This window comes from Gemmatimonas sp. UBA7669, from assembly GCF_002483225.1.
Lineage (GTDB): Bacteria > Gemmatimonadota > Gemmatimonadetes > Gemmatimonadales > Gemmatimonadaceae > Gemmatimonas.
Map to the genome: position 1 here is coordinate 208,792 of NZ_DLHL01000011.1, position 19,199 is coordinate 227,990.

Annotated in this window: 20 protein-coding genes; 9 read left to right on the top strand and 11 right to left on the bottom strand. The window is 65.6% G+C overall.

The window, feature by feature from the left end; genetic code table 11:
- Positions 1-143: 143 nt before the first annotated feature.
- Genes B2747_RS03255 through B2747_RS03265 form a run of 3 tightly spaced genes read right to left on the bottom strand, consistent with a single transcriptional unit; the run spans position 144 to position 6,378 of the window.
- A complete protein-coding gene (locus B2747_RS03255; protein ID WP_291156838.1) occupies positions 144-3,473 on the bottom strand; it encodes a TonB-dependent receptor in 3,330 nt (1,109 codons plus the stop codon).
- Positions 3,474-3,484: 11 nt separating this feature from the next.
- On the bottom strand, positions 3,485-4,471 hold the full coding sequence (locus tag B2747_RS03260; protein WP_291156840.1) for a hypothetical protein: 987 nt from the start codon (positions 4,469-4,471) through the stop codon (positions 3,485-3,487).
- A complete protein-coding gene (locus tag B2747_RS03265; protein ID WP_291156841.1) occupies positions 4,468-6,378 on the bottom strand; it encodes a DUF5689 domain-containing protein in 1,911 nt (636 codons plus the stop codon). Before B2747_RS03265 ends, B2747_RS03260 begins: the two co-directional genes overlap by 4 nt.
- Positions 6,379-6,603: 225 nt before the next feature.
- Between B2747_RS03265 and B2747_RS03270 the strand changes: the two genes are divergently transcribed.
- Positions 6,604-7,575 carry a peptidoglycan recognition protein family protein gene (locus B2747_RS03270; RefSeq protein ID WP_291156842.1) on the top strand — a complete coding sequence of 324 codons (972 nt, stop codon included), beginning with the start codon at positions 6,604-6,606 and terminating at the stop codon, positions 7,573-7,575.
- Here B2747_RS03270 and B2747_RS03275 read toward each other — a convergent pair.
- The 3 genes from B2747_RS03275 to B2747_RS03285 form a co-directional block, all read right to left on the bottom strand.
- Positions 7,553-8,071, bottom strand: coding sequence for a DUF4199 domain-containing protein (locus tag B2747_RS03275; protein WP_291156844.1), 519 nt, complete (start codon positions 8,069-8,071; stop codon positions 7,553-7,555). The two genes, B2747_RS03270 and B2747_RS03275, sit on opposite strands and share 23 nt — an antisense overlap.
- 162 nt (positions 8,072-8,233) lie before the next feature.
- Positions 8,234-8,704, bottom strand: coding sequence for a helix-turn-helix transcriptional regulator (locus tag B2747_RS03280; RefSeq protein ID WP_291156845.1), 471 nt, complete (start codon positions 8,702-8,704; stop codon positions 8,234-8,236).
- A 26-nt stretch (positions 8,705-8,730) separates the two neighbouring features.
- On the bottom strand, positions 8,731-9,096 hold the full coding sequence (locus B2747_RS03285) for a tRNA-binding protein (RefSeq protein ID WP_291156846.1): 366 nt from the start codon (positions 9,094-9,096) through the stop codon (positions 8,731-8,733).
- Positions 9,097-9,149: 53 nt separating this feature from the next.
- Here B2747_RS03285 and B2747_RS03290 point away from each other — a divergent pair, with 53 nt between their 5' ends.
- Positions 9,150-9,722, top strand: a complete 573-nt coding sequence (locus tag B2747_RS03290) for a DUF5655 domain-containing protein (RefSeq protein ID WP_291156848.1) — start codon at positions 9,150-9,152, stop codon at positions 9,720-9,722.
- Here B2747_RS03290 and B2747_RS03295 read toward each other — a convergent pair.
- On the bottom strand, positions 9,635-10,228 hold the full coding sequence (locus tag B2747_RS03295; protein WP_291156849.1) for a hypothetical protein: 594 nt from the start codon (positions 10,226-10,228) through the stop codon (positions 9,635-9,637). The genes B2747_RS03290 and B2747_RS03295 overlap by 88 nt on opposite strands.
- Positions 10,229-10,434: 206 nt before the next feature.
- Between B2747_RS03295 and B2747_RS03300 the strand changes: the two genes are divergently transcribed.
- From B2747_RS03300 to B2747_RS03320, 5 genes are all read left to right on the top strand, one after another.
- Positions 10,435-10,998 (top strand): RNA polymerase sigma factor, encoded by a 564-nt coding sequence (locus tag B2747_RS03300; protein ID WP_291156850.1) that lies wholly within the window; start codon positions 10,435-10,437, stop codon positions 10,996-10,998.
- On the top strand, positions 10,995-11,612 hold the full coding sequence (locus tag B2747_RS03305; protein ID WP_291156851.1) for a hypothetical protein: 618 nt from the start codon (positions 10,995-10,997) through the stop codon (positions 11,610-11,612). Before B2747_RS03300 ends, B2747_RS03305 begins: the two co-directional genes overlap by 4 nt.
- Entirely contained in the window at positions 11,609-12,463 is an 855-nt protein-coding gene (locus tag B2747_RS03310) for a DUF4097 family beta strand repeat-containing protein (protein WP_291156853.1), read from the top strand. Before B2747_RS03305 ends, B2747_RS03310 begins: the two co-directional genes overlap by 4 nt.
- Positions 12,464-12,553: 90 nt before the next feature.
- Entirely contained in the window at positions 12,554-13,219 is a 666-nt protein-coding gene (locus B2747_RS03315) for a YceI family protein (RefSeq protein WP_291156855.1), read from the top strand.
- 11 nt (positions 13,220-13,230) lie between these two features.
- Positions 13,231-13,866 carry a hypothetical protein gene (locus tag B2747_RS03320; protein WP_291156857.1) on the top strand — a complete coding sequence of 212 codons (636 nt, stop codon included), beginning with the start codon at positions 13,231-13,233 and terminating at the stop codon, positions 13,864-13,866.
- A gap of 22 nt (positions 13,867-13,888) precedes the next feature.
- On the opposite strand, the gene B2747_RS03325 is transcribed toward B2747_RS03320, so the two are convergent.
- Positions 13,889-14,230 (bottom strand): MoaD/ThiS family protein, encoded by a 342-nt coding sequence (locus B2747_RS03325; protein WP_291156859.1) that lies wholly within the window; start codon positions 14,228-14,230, stop codon positions 13,889-13,891.
- Positions 14,223-15,338, bottom strand: coding sequence for a WD40/YVTN/BNR-like repeat-containing protein (locus B2747_RS03330; RefSeq protein ID WP_343125857.1), 1,116 nt, complete (start codon positions 15,336-15,338; stop codon positions 14,223-14,225). Before B2747_RS03330 ends, B2747_RS03325 begins: the two co-directional genes overlap by 8 nt.
- A gap of 165 nt (positions 15,339-15,503) precedes the next feature.
- On the opposite strand from B2747_RS03330, the gene moeB reads away from it, so the two are divergent.
- Positions 15,504-16,634, top strand: a complete 1,131-nt coding sequence (gene moeB, locus B2747_RS03335) for a molybdopterin-synthase adenylyltransferase MoeB (RefSeq protein ID WP_291156862.1) — start codon at positions 15,504-15,506, stop codon at positions 16,632-16,634.
- On the opposite strand, the gene B2747_RS03340 is transcribed toward moeB, so the two are convergent.
- The gene (locus B2747_RS03340) at positions 16,607-17,815 is read right to left on the bottom strand and encodes an ankyrin repeat domain-containing protein (protein WP_291157252.1); all 1,209 of its coding nucleotides are present in this window, start codon (positions 17,813-17,815) and stop codon (positions 16,607-16,609) included. The genes moeB and B2747_RS03340 overlap by 28 nt on opposite strands.
- Before the next feature lie 14 nt (positions 17,816-17,829).
- Positions 17,830-18,261: a DUF1801 domain-containing protein gene (locus tag B2747_RS03345; protein ID WP_291156863.1), complete on the bottom strand. Its 432-nt coding sequence runs from the start codon at positions 18,259-18,261 to the stop codon at positions 17,830-17,832.
- 180 nt (positions 18,262-18,441) lie between these two features.
- On the opposite strand from B2747_RS03345, the gene B2747_RS03350 reads away from it, so the two are divergent.
- Complete coding sequence (locus B2747_RS03350; protein WP_291156865.1) at positions 18,442-19,170, top strand: DUF4159 domain-containing protein; 729 nt, start codon at positions 18,442-18,444, stop codon at positions 19,168-19,170.
- Positions 19,171-19,199 lie beyond the last annotated feature (29 nt).

Genomic DNA, 19,199 nt, shown 5'->3' on the forward strand with positions numbered 1-19,199 from the left:
CCGCACACGATCGCGACTCTCACCTCGTTGGTTGCTGTCCTCTCATTCATCTATACCGTATCTGATCTTCCCGACTCCCACATCCCGACATCTCACCATCTGACAAATGGCGGTGAGACGTCGGGACCCGGGCTGCCGAAAGATCAGAACGTGTACCGAATGCCGACCTGCATCGAGAACTGCAGGAGGAGGTTCCCTCCCAACGGCGTGCGGTCACCGAAGAAGTCGGTGAGGTTGTAGCGAATCGTCTCGCCCGTCGGATCGTAGGACACCGGCACCATCAGATTGCGGCGCGCCGCCGACACGGACTCGTAGCGGCCCCAGTTCTTGTTCAGGCCGTTGAGCACGTTGAAGAAGTCGATCGACAGCTCAGCGTTCTGGCCCGCACGCGTGGGAATGCGGTTGCGCAGCGACAGGTCGAGACGGTTGAACCACGGCTGGCGGCAGGTGTTGCGCGGAATGATCTGCCCCACGTAGTCGCCGACGCACTTGTTGTCGTTGAGATAACCGCGGTAGATCTCGCGCTGCGCCGCCACGTACTCGGCCTGCGCCTGTGAACCCGTCACGTTGGTGGGAATCGCCACCGGGAAGTCCTCCGGCGCGAAGATGAACGGGCGGTCGTTGAACGAAAGACCATCGGCGTTCAGGTCACCACCCTGCTCCGGGCCCCAGGGCGTGCCGCTCTGCATGCGGAAGATGCCGCTGAGACGGAAGCCAAGCGGGAGCTTGGTGAAGCCGGAGAGAATGATGGTGTGATTGCGCACGAAGCCCGAGGGGCCCCAGGCCTTGTCCGTCGCGCCGATGCCGCCGATGTCGTTGGGGCCAGCCGCACCGATGCGGGACTCGCTCCAACCCGCGAATGACGTGCAGCAGGAGAACGACCCGTTGTCGTCGGCCGTCGTCCAGGTGTACGAGGCGCGCAGCGACGACTCCTCGGCCAGGCGATGATCGAGGTTGAACGTCAGCGCCTGTGAACGCGCGCGGCCGTCATAGAAGTTCTGGAAGAGATTACCGAAGTCGGTGTTGATGAGCCGCTCGTTGCCGGCCGCCGCATTGGGGCGGAAGGCGCCGATCGGCACGTACACCTGGCGGTTCCCTTCATTGGCCAGCGAGAACAGCGGCTGCCGCAGGTTGGTGTTGCGCACCGTGTACAGGTTCGACGTGAACGCATACAGGTAGTCGGCCGACACCCGTGTCTTCCGACCCAACTGACGCTCGTAGCCGACATTGCCGCGGTACGTCTCCGGAATCTCGAAGCCCTGCGTCCAGAACGAGTACTCGGGAATGCCACCGATGCCTGCCGCGCCCGCACAGTTGAACGGGTTGTTGTCACCGTTGGCTGCCCAGTCGCGGTAGCCATTCACCGGCGGCGGCGCGTTGGCGTCCCCATCGGCCGCGCTGCCCGTGCAGGCCAGGTTCTGCAGTGGTACGTCGGTGATGCCCACGTTCGAGCCGAGCACGGCCGGCAAACGGCCGTAAAAGAGACCCGCACCGGCGCGCCACACTTCACTCGCGTCACCCTTGCGATCCCAGGCCAGCGCGACACGCGGCGAGATGTTGTTCTTGTCGAGCGGCGCGATGCCGGTCTCGATACCAAACGCGCGCTCGGCGTCGATCACGCGGCCCGGCGCATCGCCGAAGCGCGAGAGATCGTAACGCAGACCCAGCGTGGCCAGCAGGCGCGGCGTCACACGCCACTGATCCTGCGCATACGCCGAGTACTCGTAGGTGTCGAACACCGCACGCGGCACCTGGCCGTCGGAGCGCACGTTGCGCGTGTACTGCAGCGGGCGATACGCCTCGAGCGCGGCAAGGTTGTCGAAGGTGTAGAAGCCCGACCCCTGGTTCCAGAAGTCGTTCTCGTAGTGCGCGATGATGTTGTTGGTGCCGAACTTGAGCGTGTGACGGCCCAGATCCACGGTCGTATTGTTCACGATCTGGATCTTGTTCTCGATGAGATTGTTGCGGAACGCGAGGCTGTTGCCGCCCCAGGCGTAGGCCGTGCCGGGGATGACGTTGTTCACGCGCAACTGCGGCTTGAGGTCGGCGCCCACACGCGGACGCTCCTCACCCGAGTACTGGAAGCGGAACACATTCGTGGCCCGATCACCGAGCGTGCTGTTGAGCTCACCCACCAGCGAGTTCGTGCGGTTCTTGAACGACTCCGTCTGCGACAGGCCACCGATGGCGGTACCACCAAAGGTTTCGTTGCCGTTGTCGTAGTTGGAGTAGTTGTTGCGCAGCGACAGGCGGTGCTTGCTGTTGATGTTCCAGTCGATGCGCGCGAACAGCGTGAGCACGTCGTTGCGCGTGGCAAACTCATTGTACGCGCCGGCCGGATTGCCGATGCCGTAGCGGTCGTTCAGGATGCTGAAGAAACGACCCAGCGAATCGGCCGTCTGGCGCGCGCGCACCGCGGAGGCCCGAAGCGACGAGGCTTCGGCCGGCGTGGCCGCCGCATCGGCGCGGCGTTCGAAGTCGGCCGCCTGCACCAGCAGCGCGTCGGGGCCGTTGGGCACAAACGGCTCGCGGCGGCGCTGACCATCCACCGACACCAGCCAGAACAACTTGTCCTTCACGAGCGGGCCTTCCGCCTGGAAGGCGTACTGCTGCACGTTGAAGTTGTTGACCGGCGTGCCGTTGAAGTTCTCCGACGTGAGCGCATCACCGCGGTAGTTGCCATACGCCGTAACCTTGCGGCGATTGGTACCACCCTTGGAGATGATGTTCACGATGCCGCCGGCGTAGTTGCCGTACTCCACGTCGAAGCCGTTGGTGATGATCTGGAACTCCTTCACCGACTCGATCGAGAAGTTGAACGGAATGCGGCTGCCGCCCCGGTTCTCACCGAAGAACGTGTTGTTGGCGTCCACACCGTCGAGCTGCACGTTGGTCTGCGACGGACGCGCACCGGCGATGGAGAACTGCCCGCCCGTGGTGGTTTCGGGCGTCGGGCTCACGAGGCCGGACAGGTTGATGAAGTCCGTGAAGTCACGACCCAGCGTGGGCAGGTTCTGGATTTCTTCCTGCGACACGGCCTGCTTCACACCACCGTCCGCCACGTCCACCTGCTGCGACGCGCGCACCTGCACCGCGCCGAGCTGCGCGGCCGCTTCGCTGAGTGCGAAGTTGACCGGCGTGCTGCTGCCCACGGTTACGCGAATGCCGGTGCGTTCCTGCTGCTGACTGCCGAGGCGCCGCACACTCACCTTGTACGTACCCGAGGGCAGCAGGCGAATGACATAGGCACCGTCTTCACCGGCCACGGCGTTGCGCACGAGGCCGGTCTCGGTATTGGTGGCCGTCAAGGTGGCACCGGCCAGCGGCCGGTTGTCCGGCCCCGTCACCACACCACGGATGGAGCCCGTGGTTTCCTGTGCCATCAGGCGCGCGGGCGCAACGGGAAGCCAATCGGCCATCGGCGCCACCACGGGCGACGTGACCACCAGCGCACCCAGCAGCGGGAGCGCCATACGAGCACGAGTTACTGACACGAAACCTCCGTCACGTCGAACGCGCCGCGCGGCTGGAGCTGCGTCGCATTGTTGAAGAAGCCCACGATACCGGTGATGTCATAGCACTTGCCGGCTTCGAAGCGGGCCGTCCCGATGGTGGTGTTGGCATTGCCGTCGAGGCGTACCTGCGCCGCGCCGCTGCCGTCGTTGATGGGCGCGTTGCCACTGGCAAACGCACCAACGGTCACACGACGCACACGCACCAGCCGGCCCACGTTGGGCGCCAGCGGATTGGTGGTCGCGGCCAATTGCGCCGTGGTGAGTTGCACCGCGTCGGGCACCGTGGCCCCACGTTTGATGTTCGGCGCGACGCGCGGCGACGTGATCTGCAGCTGGGTGTTGAAGGTGGCCAGCGTACCCGTCACCTCGATGCTGTCGCCTTCCTGCAGACCGAGGCTCGCCGGCACACCGAACACCTGGATGCCGCCGGTCGGGTCCTGCAGGTACAGGTTGTCGTTGGCCGCACGGTAGCGTCCGGGCTGCGCGGTCACGATGCCGGCAATGGTCACGCTCGCACCCTGCGCGGCCTGCTTGGCCACGTTGACACGAATGACACAACCGAACTTGAGCGGCGTCGGCACGAACGTGGCTTCGTTCGCATACACACTGGGCGCCGCACCACACCACACGAAGTTGCCGGCCACGATGGCCGAGCTGCGGACGACGTCGAGGTCGTGTGTGCCCACCGGCACCGCGATTTCGTAGCGGCCGTTGGCGCCAGACACCGCCTGTCCGAGCACACGCGTGGTGCCGCGGTCGAGCACGCGCACCGTGACGCCGGGCATGATGGAGTCGCCCGCCGTGGGCGTGTACACGTTGTTGTTGTCGCGATCGAAGAAGAGGATGCCGGACACCTGGCCCGTTTCCTCGAGCGCCGTTACCGGGGCCGGATCTTCGACACAGGCGGCGCTGAGCACCGCACCAAGCATCAGGAGACTGGTTCGCATGCGGGTCATGGCGTCACATCCGCGGCCGAGCGCGGCTTGATCTGCGCCGTGCCGTTGAACTGAGTGAGAATGCCGGTCACGGTGTACGTGTTGCCGACAACGAAGTTGCTGCGCGAGAGACCGCGCAGCGGACCGCCCACGCGCACCTGCAGCGTGACGCCGTCCACCGTACCGGTCACCGTGAAGGCCGTGGCCGTACCGGTCTGCACCGTGGTGACGGTGAAGCCGGCAATGCGCACGAGTTGGCCTTCATTGGTGCGGGCGGCGGCCTGGGCCGCTGTCACGGTCACTGGCGTGAGCGCCGCTACAGCACCGGTGCGCACCACCGTCGGCGTACCCAGCTGAAGCTGTCCGCTGAAGGCACTGCGTGAACCCGTGACTTCCACCAGTGCGCCAACCGGCAGCGTGGTGCTGTCGGCAGTGGGCACACTGAACACGGCGATGCCGCCCGTGGCGTCCTGCACCCAGATCTCGGAGTTCACGTTGTTCGTGCCGCTCGTGAACGCGCCAGGTGCCGCCGACACGCGGCCGCTGATGGTATACGTGGTGTTGTTCACGCCCGACGTGCGCACCGTGCCAATGGGCGTGATGGGCACGCCCGCTTCGAGATCGGCAGCATCGCGAATCTTGATCTGCGCGATGGCGTTGAAGCGCGTGAGGATGCCGGTCACGTTGTAGCGGCTGCCAAGCGTGAAGCTGGCGCGCGAAAGGCCCGTCCCGGTACCGGCGACGCGAACTTCGAGCGTGTCGCCCGCCGCATCCGTGGTGAGCACCGTGAACGCTGCGCCCGTGCCGGTCGGGATGTTGATGACCGTGAGATTGGGCACGCGGACCAGTTGGCCATCGCGCTGCAGGGTCTTGGCCTGCGCCGCGCTCTGCGCCACCGGCACCACCGGCGTGCCGGCGCCCAGATTGCGCACCCGCGTCACCGTGACCTGCGACTGCGCGCTGAACACGCTGCGCGTGCCCGTGATTTCGAGCTGGTCGCCGAGGCGATACTGCGCACTGTCGGCCGTCGGTACGCTGAAGGCCGCAATGCCGCCCGTCGCATCCTGCACCCAGATCTCGGAGTTCACACCACCCGAGCCCGACGTGAAGCGACCCGGTCGCACGGTGAGGTTGCCCACAATGGCCACCGTGGCGCCCACGGCGCGTGCGCGTGCTTCGGCAATGGGTATGATGAGCGCGCCGGTGAACACACCGTTGACCGACGCCGTGGCGCCGGCCGCCACACTCACGGTGCGCGACGCGCCATCGGCGTAGGCAATCGTGGCCGGATTCTCGAGCGCCACCGTGTAGCTGCCGGGCGCGAGGAAGTCGAAGCGGAAGGCCCCCTGCTCATCCGCGAGCACCGAGTCGAGCCGTGCGCTACCGCGGCGCAGCACGGCAAACAGGCCCGCGCCGGGCGTGTCGCCCGTGCTGAACGTGCCGTTGCCGTCATCGTCACGGAAAATGCGACCGCTGATGGTGCCCGGCAGCCAACCGTAGCGCACATCGTCCGCGCGCACATCCCCGGTGGCACTGACCACCACGCGCGGCGCAGTGGTGGTGGTGAGCACGGCGCCGGCGGGCACCGTGGTCGGCAGGGTGAGGGTGTAGGCGCCCGGCGCGACCTGCGCAAACGCCGCCACGCCATTGGCGCCTGAGGTGGCCGCGAGCGCGGTGCCGCTGCCGGCATCCGTGGGCGCGAGGGTCAGGGCGACGCCGGCCAGACCACTGTCCGCCGCAGTAAAGGAGCCGCTGTTGTCGCGGTCGAGATAGACGCGAATGTTCACGTCTGCCGACCGACCCGGAGGCGCGACCGCCTCGTTGCAGGCCGCCAGCATCATCGCGGCGGCACCGCACAGGCCCGGGAGAAGCGCCCGTCCGCGCCAGCGCGCGATCGGGACTCCTGCGGGAGGATTCGAAAAGGGCATGCGAGAGTTGGAAAGAGCTGCGTACGTTCCAGCGGATGACGGCACCCGTGCACACGGGATTGCCGACTCGGGAAAACAAACAGCCGAGAGTCGGAGCCCGGGGCGCGGGGTGTCACAAGGGCGTAACGGCCTACAATATGAACGCGAAGCCGTCCCAATGGGTGCCGGCTTATCGTTCGCCACCGAACGGTTACCCTCGCCTCTCCCCACCACCGTCGCCCCGCCATGCCGACCACGTTCTTCACCTGGTGGCTCGTGCTCGCCACCCATCTGGTTGGACCAGGCAATTACTCGGCGCAGCCTACTTCGCCGGAGGGGACGCAACACCGCCTGCCCCCAGGCGTCATTTCGCACACCACCTGGCAGGCCCAAGCCCCGCTGGGTCATGCGGCAGATGCCATGCGGCGCAATAAGAAGGCCGGAGAGTCGCTGCAGTTTCACGACCTCACGGTGACCGTGCTGCGCGTAGCGACGGACTCCAGTGGGCAAACGCCGGTCGATCAGGCGCTGCTCCGTCTCGAAGCCGATGGGCAGCGACACGAACGCCTCGTGCGCGAGACCGAAGCCTACAACTGGAATGGTCGCCATCTGGCCGTGGTGGCGATTTACGGTCCCGGTGAGCTGGGGGCAGGACTTGTAGCCCTCGAAGTGGCCACGCTGTCCTCGCTGCCCGCGTCCATTGCCAACGCCACTACGGCTGGCGGGGCGGACCGACGCCTGCGCATTCCGCATGTCATCACGCACGTCACGCTGCATCATACCGGCGACGCGCGGGTGCTGCGCCCCGACGAGGACCCGGGGCAGCGCCTGCGCAACCTGCAGGCCTGGGGCGCGCGCGAGCGCAACTGGTGGGATGTCCCCTACCACTTCCTGCTCGACCTCGAAGGCGACGTGTACGAGGGTCGCGACTGGCGCTTCATGGGGGAGACCAACACCACCTACGATCCATCCGGTCACTTCCTCATCAGCATGATCGGCAACTACGACCAGCAGGAGCCGTCAGCGCAGCAACTGGCCGCCATTGCCGATCTCATGGCCTGGGCGCTGCGCGTCAACAACCTGCCGGTCGACCGTATCGGGGGGCACTACCACTATGCACAGACGGGCTGTCCGGGTGTGCACCTCCGGCGCTATCTCGAAGACGGCACACTGCGCCGTATGGTGAGCGAACGGCTCACGCGCGCCGCGGGCGGCTGAGCAGGCCCGCCGAAATCAGCACCGCCAGCAACCCAACCGGCAGCGGCTCGAGAAACGTGAACCCGATGTTCACCAGCGGGTTCTTGTACATCTCGGCGAACTGCGTCATCTCCGCCTGCGTGGCCGCGACCTCGGCTTCGCTGGCGCCCGCCGCGCGCATCTTCCGCACCTGATAGTCGCCGTACACCTGGGCAAAATCGGGCTTGAACTTGTAGTAGATCACTTCCCACGTGGCTACATAGCAGCAGGTGGCCACCAGCATGATGAGTGCCCCCACCTTGGCGGCGGGCCAGAACGCAATGCGCCCGCCCGCTTCGGTGTCGCGATAGCGCCGGATGCCCACATAAACGAGCAGGAAGGCCATCACCATGCCGGTGTAGCCAAAGTAGGCGCCGTACTCCATCCAGAAGTCCCCTTCGAAGGGGACGAGGACGAGCATCATGGCGGACATGATGGCCCCGGCAATGAGGCCAAACGTGACGACGATCTTGCGCATGCAGACTCCGGTTTGGGGTTCGCCGGCCAACTTGGGTGGGAGGGCGCGGGTCGTCAGTCGCCCGAACGGGTGATTTTGTGGGGAGTTGTTGCAAAATCACCCGAATGGATGACCCGAATGGATGACCCGAACGGATGACCGGATGACCTGGAGTCGACGGGATCAGGGAATGAGTCGCAGCTGCTGACCACGCTGCACGGCTTGCGTGCGACGTCGTACCTCCAGCTTGTCGAAGAGGCGACTCGCGTGTGTCTTGACCGTATTCTCGCTGACGAACAGGCGTTCCGCGATTTCGCGATTGCTGAGGCCTTCGGCCAGAAGCCCCAGAATTTCCAGTTCGCGCGGGGTTACGCCGAGCGCCGCGACCTGATTGTCGTCGCGACTGAAGTCCGCCGCCGGTGCCTGCGTGACGGTGCCCGGCACCTCCCGCAGCTCGATGCGCTCTTCCACCACCACCTTGGGGGTGGTGAGCCGCAGACCCACCCAAATGCCGACGGCGGCAAAGATGATGGCCAGCAGTGCGCCGTAGATCTCAAAGGAGTGGGTGAGTACCAGCCAGCGGTACTCCACCAATCGGAGGAGGACGATGAGCAGGCCGGCGGCCAGACCATACCAGAGCACGTGACGGCGCATGCGGTAAGTTGGGCCAGCCGATCGCGCTACAGCAACCGCGAGCCCAGTGGCACGTCCTGCTCGGGGATACAGAGCGCGACATGACCGTCGGCGTTGTGAAAGCCCGTCACCAGGCACTCGGACATGAAGGGGCCGATCTGCTTGCGCGGAAAGTTCACCACCGCCACGACCAGACGGCCCACCAGGTCCTCGGGCGAGTACAGCACCGTGATCTGTGCGCTCGACTTGCGGATTCCGATCTCAGGCCCGAAATCCACTTGGAGCTTGTACGCCGGTTTGCGGGCTTCGGGAAACGGTTCAGCCGCCAGCACGCGTCCAACGCGCAGTTCCACACGCATGAAGTCGTCCCAGGTGATTTCCTGACGCGCGCCGTCTTCGGCAGCAGGGCTCATAGCAGTCTCCACATCTGAAGTTGTTTCCTGAACGGTCAGCGGAGAAACTAGCCATGGCAGATCTCGACAAGGCACTGGCCACCCAACTGGTCAACATCCAGCAGCGCGCGGGCAAGTCGCTCGACGAGTTGGCACAGATCATTCGGGGCAGCGGCCTCACTAAGCACGGCGAGCTCGTAGCCATGCTCAAGACGACGCTGGGCATGGGTCACGGTGACGCCAACACACTCGTGCACACGGTCAAGCAGGCGGTAGCCGCGCCGGCACCGGCAGCAGTTGGCGACGAGGCCGACGTGCTCAGCACGCTGTACGTCGGCCCCAAAGCGGCGCTGCGTCCAATTCATGAGGCCTTGCTTGCGATACTGAACGAGCTGGGCGAATTCGAGGCCGCGCCCAAGAAGACGTACGTCAGCTACCGCCGCAAGAAGCAGTTCTGCATGGTGGGTCCCGCCACCAACACGCGTGTCGAAGTAGGACTCAACATGAAGGGCGTCGATGCCACCGATCGACTGGAAGCGCTGCCGGCCGGCCAGATGTGTCAGTACAAGGTGCGCATCAGCGATGTGGCCCAGGTGGATGCGGATCTGCGAGGCTGGCTGTCGCTTGCGTTTGCCGCGGCGGGCTGAGGCCTTTCGAATCGGGGCGCTTCACGCCGCCCCGACACGACGAAGGGTGGCACATCGATGCTGATGCCCGGCAGGTGCATGAACAGCGTGCCACGCAGCTCGTCGCCGGTGATCAGCACGCGCCAATCGCTATAGGCTGTCATGGGCATTTGCTGACCGGCGGCGCTCACCTGCGAGTTGACGGTCTGGGTGAAGACCAGCGTGTCCCCCTGCCACTGGGCCGGAAAGGAATGCACCTCACTGCTGGGCTGGCCATCGGCGCGCTGCGTCATCTCCAGTCGAACTGACGTGGAATCGCCTTGCGCAATTACCTCGAGCACCGCTTTGGCTTCACCGCGGATACGCACGGGACCATCGCTGCTCTCCGGCTTCCACTGTACCTGGAAACGGCCACTGCGCTGACCGCCATCTTGCGCACGGAGCGTGTATGGCGCCGCGCCACCCAGCAGCGTGACTGTGTACAGCAGCAACCCAGAGGGGAAGAAGCGGTTGAATATCGGGATCATGGCCTGGGAAGTGGTGAGGTTCCCGGAAGGCTACGCTGGCCTCGCGTTCCCACGCGCATGATTGGGCTCAACAGCCCATCGACCGTGACCGACGGCTACTTTGGCGGCGTTGCCCGTCCGGATAAACCCCAGCCCGCCCACCGGCATCCAAGCGGGCAGACGACTCTCCCTTCTGGTTGGATGTACCTCTGGTTGCACCGCAAACCGTGACCGACGCCCGCATCGACGGCTCCGCCGCCGATGATATCCGCGCCGCCCGAGAGGGCGATGCGGGCGCATTCGCACGATTGTATGAGGCACACGTGCAGCCACTCTTCGCGTTCTGCCTCGGCCTCACCGGCAATCGCCAGGCCGCCACGGAGCTCGTGCAGGACGCGTTTGTGCGCGCGTGGGAAGCGCTGCCCGGCTTTCGCGGTGAGAGCAGTTTCGGCACCTGGTTGCATCGTATTGCCGTCAACCTCATGCTCACCGATGCGCGCTCATTCCGGCGACGGGCGCTGCGCGTGGCCATCGAGGCCGATCTTGGCGGCGACGGCACGTCGTCCCCTCTCGAGAACGTGCAGGCGGCGCCGTCCGACTCCGCCCTGCGTCTCGACATCGCGCAGGCCGTGTCCCGGCTGCCAGCCGGCGCGCGTGCGGTGTTCGTGCTGCACGACATCGCAGGCTATCCGCACGCCGACATCGCCACACAGCTCGGCATTGCCGAGGGTACCTGCAAGGCCCATCTCTTTCGTGCGCGGCGCCTGCTGCGCGGGATGCTCGATCGATGACTGACTTCGACGCTGAGGGCGCCGATCTGCGCGCGCGGTGGGACGCGGCCGCGCAATCCGATTCGCTTCGACCGACCGCTGACGAAGAGGCGGCCATGCGCCAGCATGTCCTCGCGGCCATTGCAGTGGTCAAGCCTGACAACACCCGGGCTCCTGAGCGGCGGCTCTCGCCAAATCAGCACGATCAGGGGCAGCACCAACAACAGTCGCGTAGACGCTGGGCCTTCGCGGCGTCGCTCGCGGCAGCGGCGGTACTTGTCGTGTCAGTCGTGCTGCGCGATGCGCCGCGCGATGCGCCGCGCGACTCGTCCGGCCATTCGGTTGCTGCCGTGTCGTCCGGCTCGTCGGTCGCGTCGGAGTCGACGCCCGTACCGGCTCCGGACGATGCCATGCGTGACGCGCTCGAGGCCGCCGGTTCCGCCCCCATGCGCACCGCGCTGCAATTGGCCAGCCGTGAGGCCTCGCCAGAATTCGCGGCGCTGGATGCCGCGGCCAACGAACTCGATGCCGAGCTGGCGCGCCATCCCGAGGACGCGGAGCTCCGTGCCTTTCGTGCCACACTCGATGCGCGACGTGAAGAGCTGACCCAGCGCATCAGGAGCGTGACGGAATGATGCCGCGCACTGTGCTCAGTCTGCTGACGCTGCTGCCCATGCTTGGCGCCGCGAGCATCCTGACGCGTGCTCGCGGCGAGCAACCGGTGTCACGTGGCTTTGCCACCACCTCCGACGTGACCATGCGACTGTACGTCCCGTCAGGCCGCCTCACTGTCGAAACCTGGGATCGGGACTCGGTGCACCTCGAGGGTCAACTCGGCGCCAACGCCTCGCTGTTTGGCGGCGGCGCCCGCACGCACATCAAACTGGGCATCGAAGCGCGCTCCAACGCGGACTCCACCTTGCCACAGGCCAGCGTGCAGGTTCGCGTTCCACGGCGGGCGCGTGTCTGGATCAAGATGATTGACGGCAGCATGCAGGTGTCGGGCACGCGTGAGGAACTCGAGGCCTACACCGTGCGCGGCTCCATTGTCGTGCGTGACGTGGCAGGCAACACCTCGGTGGAGTCCATCGACGCGCCGGTGACCGTTTCAGACGCGACGGGCAACCTCCGTGTGCGTGGTAGCCGCGGCGCCGTTTCGCTGCGTCGCATCCGCGCCACCACGTCCGTGTCCACCGTGAGCGGCGACGTAAGCGTGCTGGGTTCGGCTGCAGAAGGGCGAGTGGAAACCATTGGGGGCCGCATCGGAGTGGACGGTGTGGCCCCGGGCGGCACACTCGAACTGCAGTCGCACAATGGCGTCCTCGATGTTCGAGTGCCCAGATCGCGCATGCCGCTGCTCGATCTCAGTTCGCGCAGTGGCACCGTGAGTGGCAAGGCACTGCGCGGTTCTGCCACGCATGGCCACATCATTGCACGTTCATTCAAGGGCAATGTCACGGCACGCGTGAGCGATGACACACGATAGCCGTTCCTCGATCGCAGCGAGCCGGTAAACGACGCGACGTCTGCCGGCATCTCTCCTGTGTCGTTCACCACCACTTCACAGGAGCCGCGTATGATTCGCGTCGCGCATTTCGCCACTGTCTTGCTGTTGCCTCTGATATTCATCGCGGAATCCGCCGTCGACCGGGAAGAGTTGCCCGCGACGCGGCTGGTTCCACGCTTCAAGGGCAATGCGGTGGTGGACACGGCCGCCTCGGTGGTTCGCTGGCGCGGCACCAAGTTTGGTGGACGTGGCGCGCATGCGGGCACCGTGCGCCTGCGCAATGGCACGCTCGACTATGACACACGCCGAGCCGAGCTGCGCGGTGGCGTGTTCGAACTGGACATGCGCAGCATTGCGGTCACCGACATGCCGCTTGGTGAATCCGAAGCACGGCGAAAACTCACTACGCACCTGTTGGCGGCCGATTTCTTCGACGTACAGCGCCACCCCACGGCACGTTTCGACGTGCAGCGGGTCACGACGCGCGGCGGCAACCTGGCAAGGCTGGAGGGACAGCTCACCCTGCGCGGTGTGACGCGTCCGTTTGCCTTCGATGCAACCGTGTGGTCGTTCGAACCCACAAGACTGCACGCCACCGCGCGCGCCACCCTGGACCGGATGCAGTGGGGCGTGGCCTTTCGCGGCTCGCGCATCACGAATGATCTCGTGGACGACGTCATTCATCTCGAGTTCGACATCCTGGCGCGCGTCGGCAGCGCGCGGGCTTCACTGTGAGGACGCGCCACATGACGAGCATGTCCGCCTCGTTTCGCCGGGTTGTGCGAGCCGCGCTTTTGCTGGGCGCGGCGCTTGCCGGTACAACCCGCAGCGCCGGCGCGCAGAACTCACCGGACGATGCCGCCTGCCAGCCTCCGGCCCCGCCTCAGGGTGATCGCAGCCTGCCGTCGTCGCTGACATTGGCCACGTCCACAGAACGCGGCGAACCGTTGGAGTTCGCGTTGCACTTCCGCGCGCCACAGGGTCGCCCACTGCAGAACCTCGTGGTGTACATCTACCACACGGATGCCTCAGGCCACTACCGACGGGCGCCGGGAGCCACGGGCTGCTTTCGCTTCCACGGCGTGCTGCACGGCTGGGCACGACCTGACAGCACCGGTCGTATCACCGTACGCAGTATCAGGCCGGGACCGTATCCGGGAAGCACCGAACCGGCACACGTGCACATCGTGGTGCAGTTCCCCGGCCAGCAGGGTTTCTATATCAACGACCTGTTGTTCGATGACGACCCGCGGCTTACGCCGGCCGTTCGCGCGGCACAGACGATGGCTGGCGGCCCGGGTGTGGTGCACGCCACCAAGGATCGTCGTGGTGTCTGGCAGGCGGTGCGTATCGTGACACTGCAGCCACCCGGAACGCGCTGAGCGGTAACACGATGCGTGGGCGTCAGCCGCCAGCCATGGCGCCTACCACCAACAGCGGCACCTCACCCCGCTGCACCACCTCGGGCAGCGGGGTCTCCATGGCGTGATGCGACCAGTCCGCCCCGTTGGCGTAGAAGCGCACAAAGGCACGGCGCGCACCGCCCTCGTGATCTCGAATGGTGCCGCGCAGCATGGGCCAGCGCGCCTCCACCACGTCGAGCACCGCCGCGATGGTTGCGGGAGCCGGCACTTCCAGCGTCACCTCGGCCGCGGCGCCGGACAGCGCACGCAGCGGCGACGGCAACACCACCCGCACCTGCTGTCGCACCGCGTCAGTCCCCACGCCGTTCGCGCCATCAGTCAAGTGTCTGCACCTCCACACTCAGCACCGGCGGCAAGTCGTGCACGATGGCCTGCCAGTGATCGCCACCATCGGGCGAGACATACACCTGCCCGCCGGTCGTTCCGAAGTACACTCCGCACGAGGGTAGTCGGTCTACCGCCATCGCGTCGCGCAGCACGTTCACGTAGCTGTGCTGCTCCGGCAGTCCCCGCGACAACTCTTCCCAGGTGTTGCCCCCACTGCGACTACGCCACACGCGCAGTTTGCCGTCGGGCGGGAAGTGATGCGCGTCGCTGGTGATGGGCACGACGTAAATCGTGTCCGGTTCGTGCGCGTGTACATCGATGGGAAAGCCGAAATCGGTGGGCAGATTGCCACTGACTTCGTACCAGGAATCTCCGCCATCGTCGCTGCGCATGACGTCCCAATGCTTTTGCATGTACAGCCGCTTCGGATTGGAGGGATGCATGGCCAGACGATGCACGCAGTGTCCAACTTCTGCGTCACCCTGCGGGATTTCACCGGAGCGCAGTCCCTTGTTGATGGGCTCCCAGGTTTCCCCGCCGTCACGTGAGCGAAACGCGCCAGCTGCAGAGATGGCCACATACAGGCGATTGGCGTCGCTGGGATCGAGCAATATCGTGTGCAGGCAGAGTCCACCGGCCCCTGGCTGCCAGTGCGGACCGGAACCGTGACCGCGGAGTCCCGACAACTCCTGCCAACTCGCACCGGCATCGGTGCTGCGAAACAGCGCCGCGTCTTCCACACCGGCATACACGGTATCGCGATCCGTGAGCGAGGGCTCGAGATGCCACACGCGCTTGAACTCCCAGGGATGTGGCGTGCCGTCGTACCACTGGTGCGTGCCGGGCACGCCGTCATACGCAAAGTGGTTGTCCACCGCCGTCCATGTGCGGCCACCGTCATCACTGCGCTGCATGACCTGACCGAACCAGCCGCTGGATTGCGATGCCCAGATGCGATCGGGATCGACAGGCGAACCCTTCACGTGATACACCTCCCATCCCGGAAAATGGGGGCCGTCTACGGTCCAGCGGCTGCGGCCTTCATCGCTGGTCAGCACGAATGCACCCTTGCGAGTGCCGACCAGTACGCGCACCTGACTCATCATCGCTCCGATGCTGGGGATTGGCAGAACATACTGGCGGTTTGGTCGCACGCCACGCGTTCGCCGAGTAGGATTGTGCATTCGACCACGCAACCGCCTCGAACTCATCGTTCCAGCGATCGCGCGCCGCCACGTTCGGGTCGTTGACTTCCACTCGTCCCACCTATGCTGAGCAACGAGGAACGCGCCCGTTATCAGCGCCAGCTGAGTCTGCCAGAGGTCGGCGAGGCCGGCCAGCAGCGACTGCAACAGGCCAGCGTGCTACTGGTTGGTGTGGGCGGACTCGGATCACCCGCCGCGCTGTACCTGGCGGCGGCCGGTGTGGGCCGTCTCGGTCTGGTGGACCACGACCGCGTGGATGTCAGCAACCTGCATCGCCAGGTGTTGCACGGCACGGCAGACATTGCACGACCCAAGGTGGAAAGCGCGCGCGATCGACTGCAGCAACTCAACCCCCTGGTGCGGCTCGAGCTGTACGACACTTGGCTCACACGCGACAACGCGCTGGGTCTGGTGGGAGACTACGATGTGATCGTGGATGGCGCCGACACCTTCGCCACCCGCTATCTCGTCAACGACGCCTGTGTGCTCGCGGGTCGACCCAACGTGCACGCGTCCATCTTTCGCTTTGATGGTCAGGCGTCGGTGTTCTGTACGCCACACGGGCCCTGCTATCGCTGCCTGTACCCGTCGCCCCCTCCAGCCGATCTCGTCCCCAGTTGTGCTGTCGGTGGTGTGCTCGGCGTATTGCCCGGTCTGTTGGGACTCGTGCAGGCCACGGAAACACTCAAGCTCCTGCTTGGCATCGGTGAGCCACTCGTGGGGCGTCTGTTCATGTTGGACGCCCTGCACATGCAGCCGCAGGTTGTTCCGGTATCGCGCGATCCCGAGTGTCCGGCCTGTGGCACGCGTACGCTCACCGCACTCGCAGACTACGACGCGTTCTGTGGCACACCGACGCCTGGATTGCCAAACGACGACGTGGCCGAACTCACGCCTGCCGAACTGCAGCGCTGGCTGCGTGAAGGCCGCCCCGTTCAGTTGCTCGATGTACGCGAGCCGTTCGAGACGGCACAGGGCATGATTCCAGGTGCGCAGGCCTGGCCTCTGACCACCGTGCTCGACGCCGTGCCGCTTCTCGACACGACGCGGCCCATCGTGTGCATCTGTGCCGGCGGTGTTCGCAGTCGGAAGGCGGCTGCCACGCTTGTCAGCGCTGGCTGCGAGCGCGTGTATTCGCTCGCAGGCGGCATGAGCGCGTGGAGCCTCTACAACAACGCAAGCGTACCCACGTAGTCTCCTTCCTCACGCGGCACAACGTCCCGCCCGAACTCCGCCCAACCGCGCGGCGTGGCCTGATGCTCGTGATCGCGCAAATGCCGCGGTGCGCCCGCATCGAGCAGCGCCGCCACCAGTCCACTACGGCCGTGCATGGCCGCCCAGTGCAGCGCGGTGGCCCCCATGCCGTCTTGAACATCCACCGGCCAGCCGACCGCCAAACACGCGCGCACGCTGTCTTCGCGGCCGCGCGACGCCGCCCATGGCAGCAACCGTTGATCATCTTCGGACAGCCGGGCAAACCATCCGGCCGTCACGGCCGCACGCGCCGCACTGGCGTCACCACGACCACAGGCCGCGAGCAGTTGCTCATCCGGGGAGAGCGGCTCAACCGGTGAACCAGCCTTCTCCAGCAGCTCAGCCAGCTCTGCAAAGCCCCGGCGCGCGGCCAAGCGCCACGCGCTCATACCGTCAGCTCGACGAAGCGTCACATCGGCGCCATGCGCCAACAGGGCCCGCAACACATCGACAGACTGCCCCTGCCACGCGGCCACATGCAGTGCGGTCTCCTGCATGGCCGATGAGCGCACGTTGGGATTGGCGCCATGTTGCAGCAGCCAATCGAATCCGCGCCGCACCGCCGATCCCTCTGCGATATCAAACCAGCGCAGCAGAAAGTACAGCGGTGTATTGCCCCAATCGCCCACGTGATTGAGATCCACGTGATACTCGAGCAGCAAGGCCAGTGCCGCTTCGTGAAAATGCTCGGCCGCGTGAAACACTGACTCGCCGTCGTTTGGTGTAGCGCCGGCAGCCAGCAGCCGACGCGCGACCGATGGTACCTCGCGATGTCCCGTCACGAAGTACAGCGCGGAGACCCCATATCGTGACTCGCGCGCATTGGGATCGGCGCCGGCAGCAAGCAGCACGGCCACCGTCTCGTCGAGCGCGGCGTCGTGCACGCTGCTGCGTCCATGCAGTGGCGAGGCGCAGGCGGTCAACAATGGTGTGAAGGCCTGCGGTCCTGCCGTGCGTCGCACGGCCTCGGTATCACGAACCAGCAACCCGCGCAGCACATCGGCCCGGCCCAGCGCGGCCGCCAAGTGCGCATCCGTCACGGCCAGCTCCGGATGCGCCGCGCCATACTGCAGCAGCGCGCCGCCGTCGCCGCGTTCGAGCAGAGAAAAGAATTCGTCCATCACGGCCTGCCCCGTCACGTCGTCATGCCGTAGCGGGTGCGGATGAACTCCACCGAGTTGCGAATGAGCGTTTCCAGCGCGTCCAGGTCAGCGCCCGCGAGACGCTTGATGTAGAGACAGGACTTGCCGGTGCGCACCTTGCCCAGTCGCGCGAGCAGTGCCTGCGCATCGGGTTCGTCGTAGCCGGCCATGAGGTAGACCACCAGCTCGTTCTTGCGCGACGCGAAGCCCACCACGCACATGTCGCCCTCGTGGCCGCTGTCGTACTTGTAGTGGTAGCGCCCGAAGCCCACGATGCTGGGCCCCCAGAGCACCGGCGGACTGCCCGTGATACGCGACATCAGGTCGATGAGCACTTCACAGTCGGCCCGTCGCTCGTCCGACGGGATGCCCTGCAGGTACTGCAGGATGCTGGCGTCGGTGGCCTTGGTCTTGAGCTCGTACATGTTGTCTCCCGGTTCACGGTCCGCAGCCGTCCCACACGCGCCGGCCGCCATCCCCACGGAACGCCGGAACGGAACGCCGGAAGGCGGAACGCCGGAGGCTGCCGAGCCGTATTGTAGATGGCACCACAGAACGTACCGCTTCTGCCGGGCTGCTGCCCGTCCCTCCACCTGCCGCGCCCCATGCGCCGCTTCCTGCTGTTCGCCCTCGTGTTGGGACTCGTGGCCGCGCCCATTGCGTGGTCACAGCGTCGGGCGTTCGTGTTGCCCAATCAGCCCTACGACGGACGCTTCACCTTTGTGCGGCTGCGCTATACGCAGGGCTATCGTCTGGCGTGGAATGCCGACTATCCGCAGATGGAGCGGAACTTCATGGCCATCCTGGGCGATCTGTCCACGCTGCGTCTGCACAAGACCACCAGCAACGTGCACGTGCTGGACGATCCGGCGCTCGCGCACTATCCGGTGGCCTACCTCACCGAACCCGGCTACTGGTATCCCACCGACGAGGAAGCGGCCGCACTGCGCAAATGGATTCTCAAGGGCGGCTTTCTCATCGTCGACGATTTCTACTTTGAACGGCAGTGGGCGGTGTTCGACGCGGCCATGAAGAAGGTGCTGCCCGAGGGCCGCATCGAACCGCTGGATGTATCACACCCGGTGTTCAACACCTTCTTCAGCATCAAGTCGCTCGACGGCATGCATCATCCCGCCACGCCATCGGCGCGTGCCATGTATCTGGGCATCCACGAGGACAACGACCCATCACGACGCCTGCAGGTCGTGATCAACTACAACAACGATATTGGCGACTACATGGAGTGGTCGGGCGACGGCTGGTATCCCGTGAATCTCTCCAATGACGCGTACAAGTTTGCCACCAACTATGTGGTGTACGGTCTCACCCATTGATGGAGCGCCGCCGATGGAGCGGCGCTACC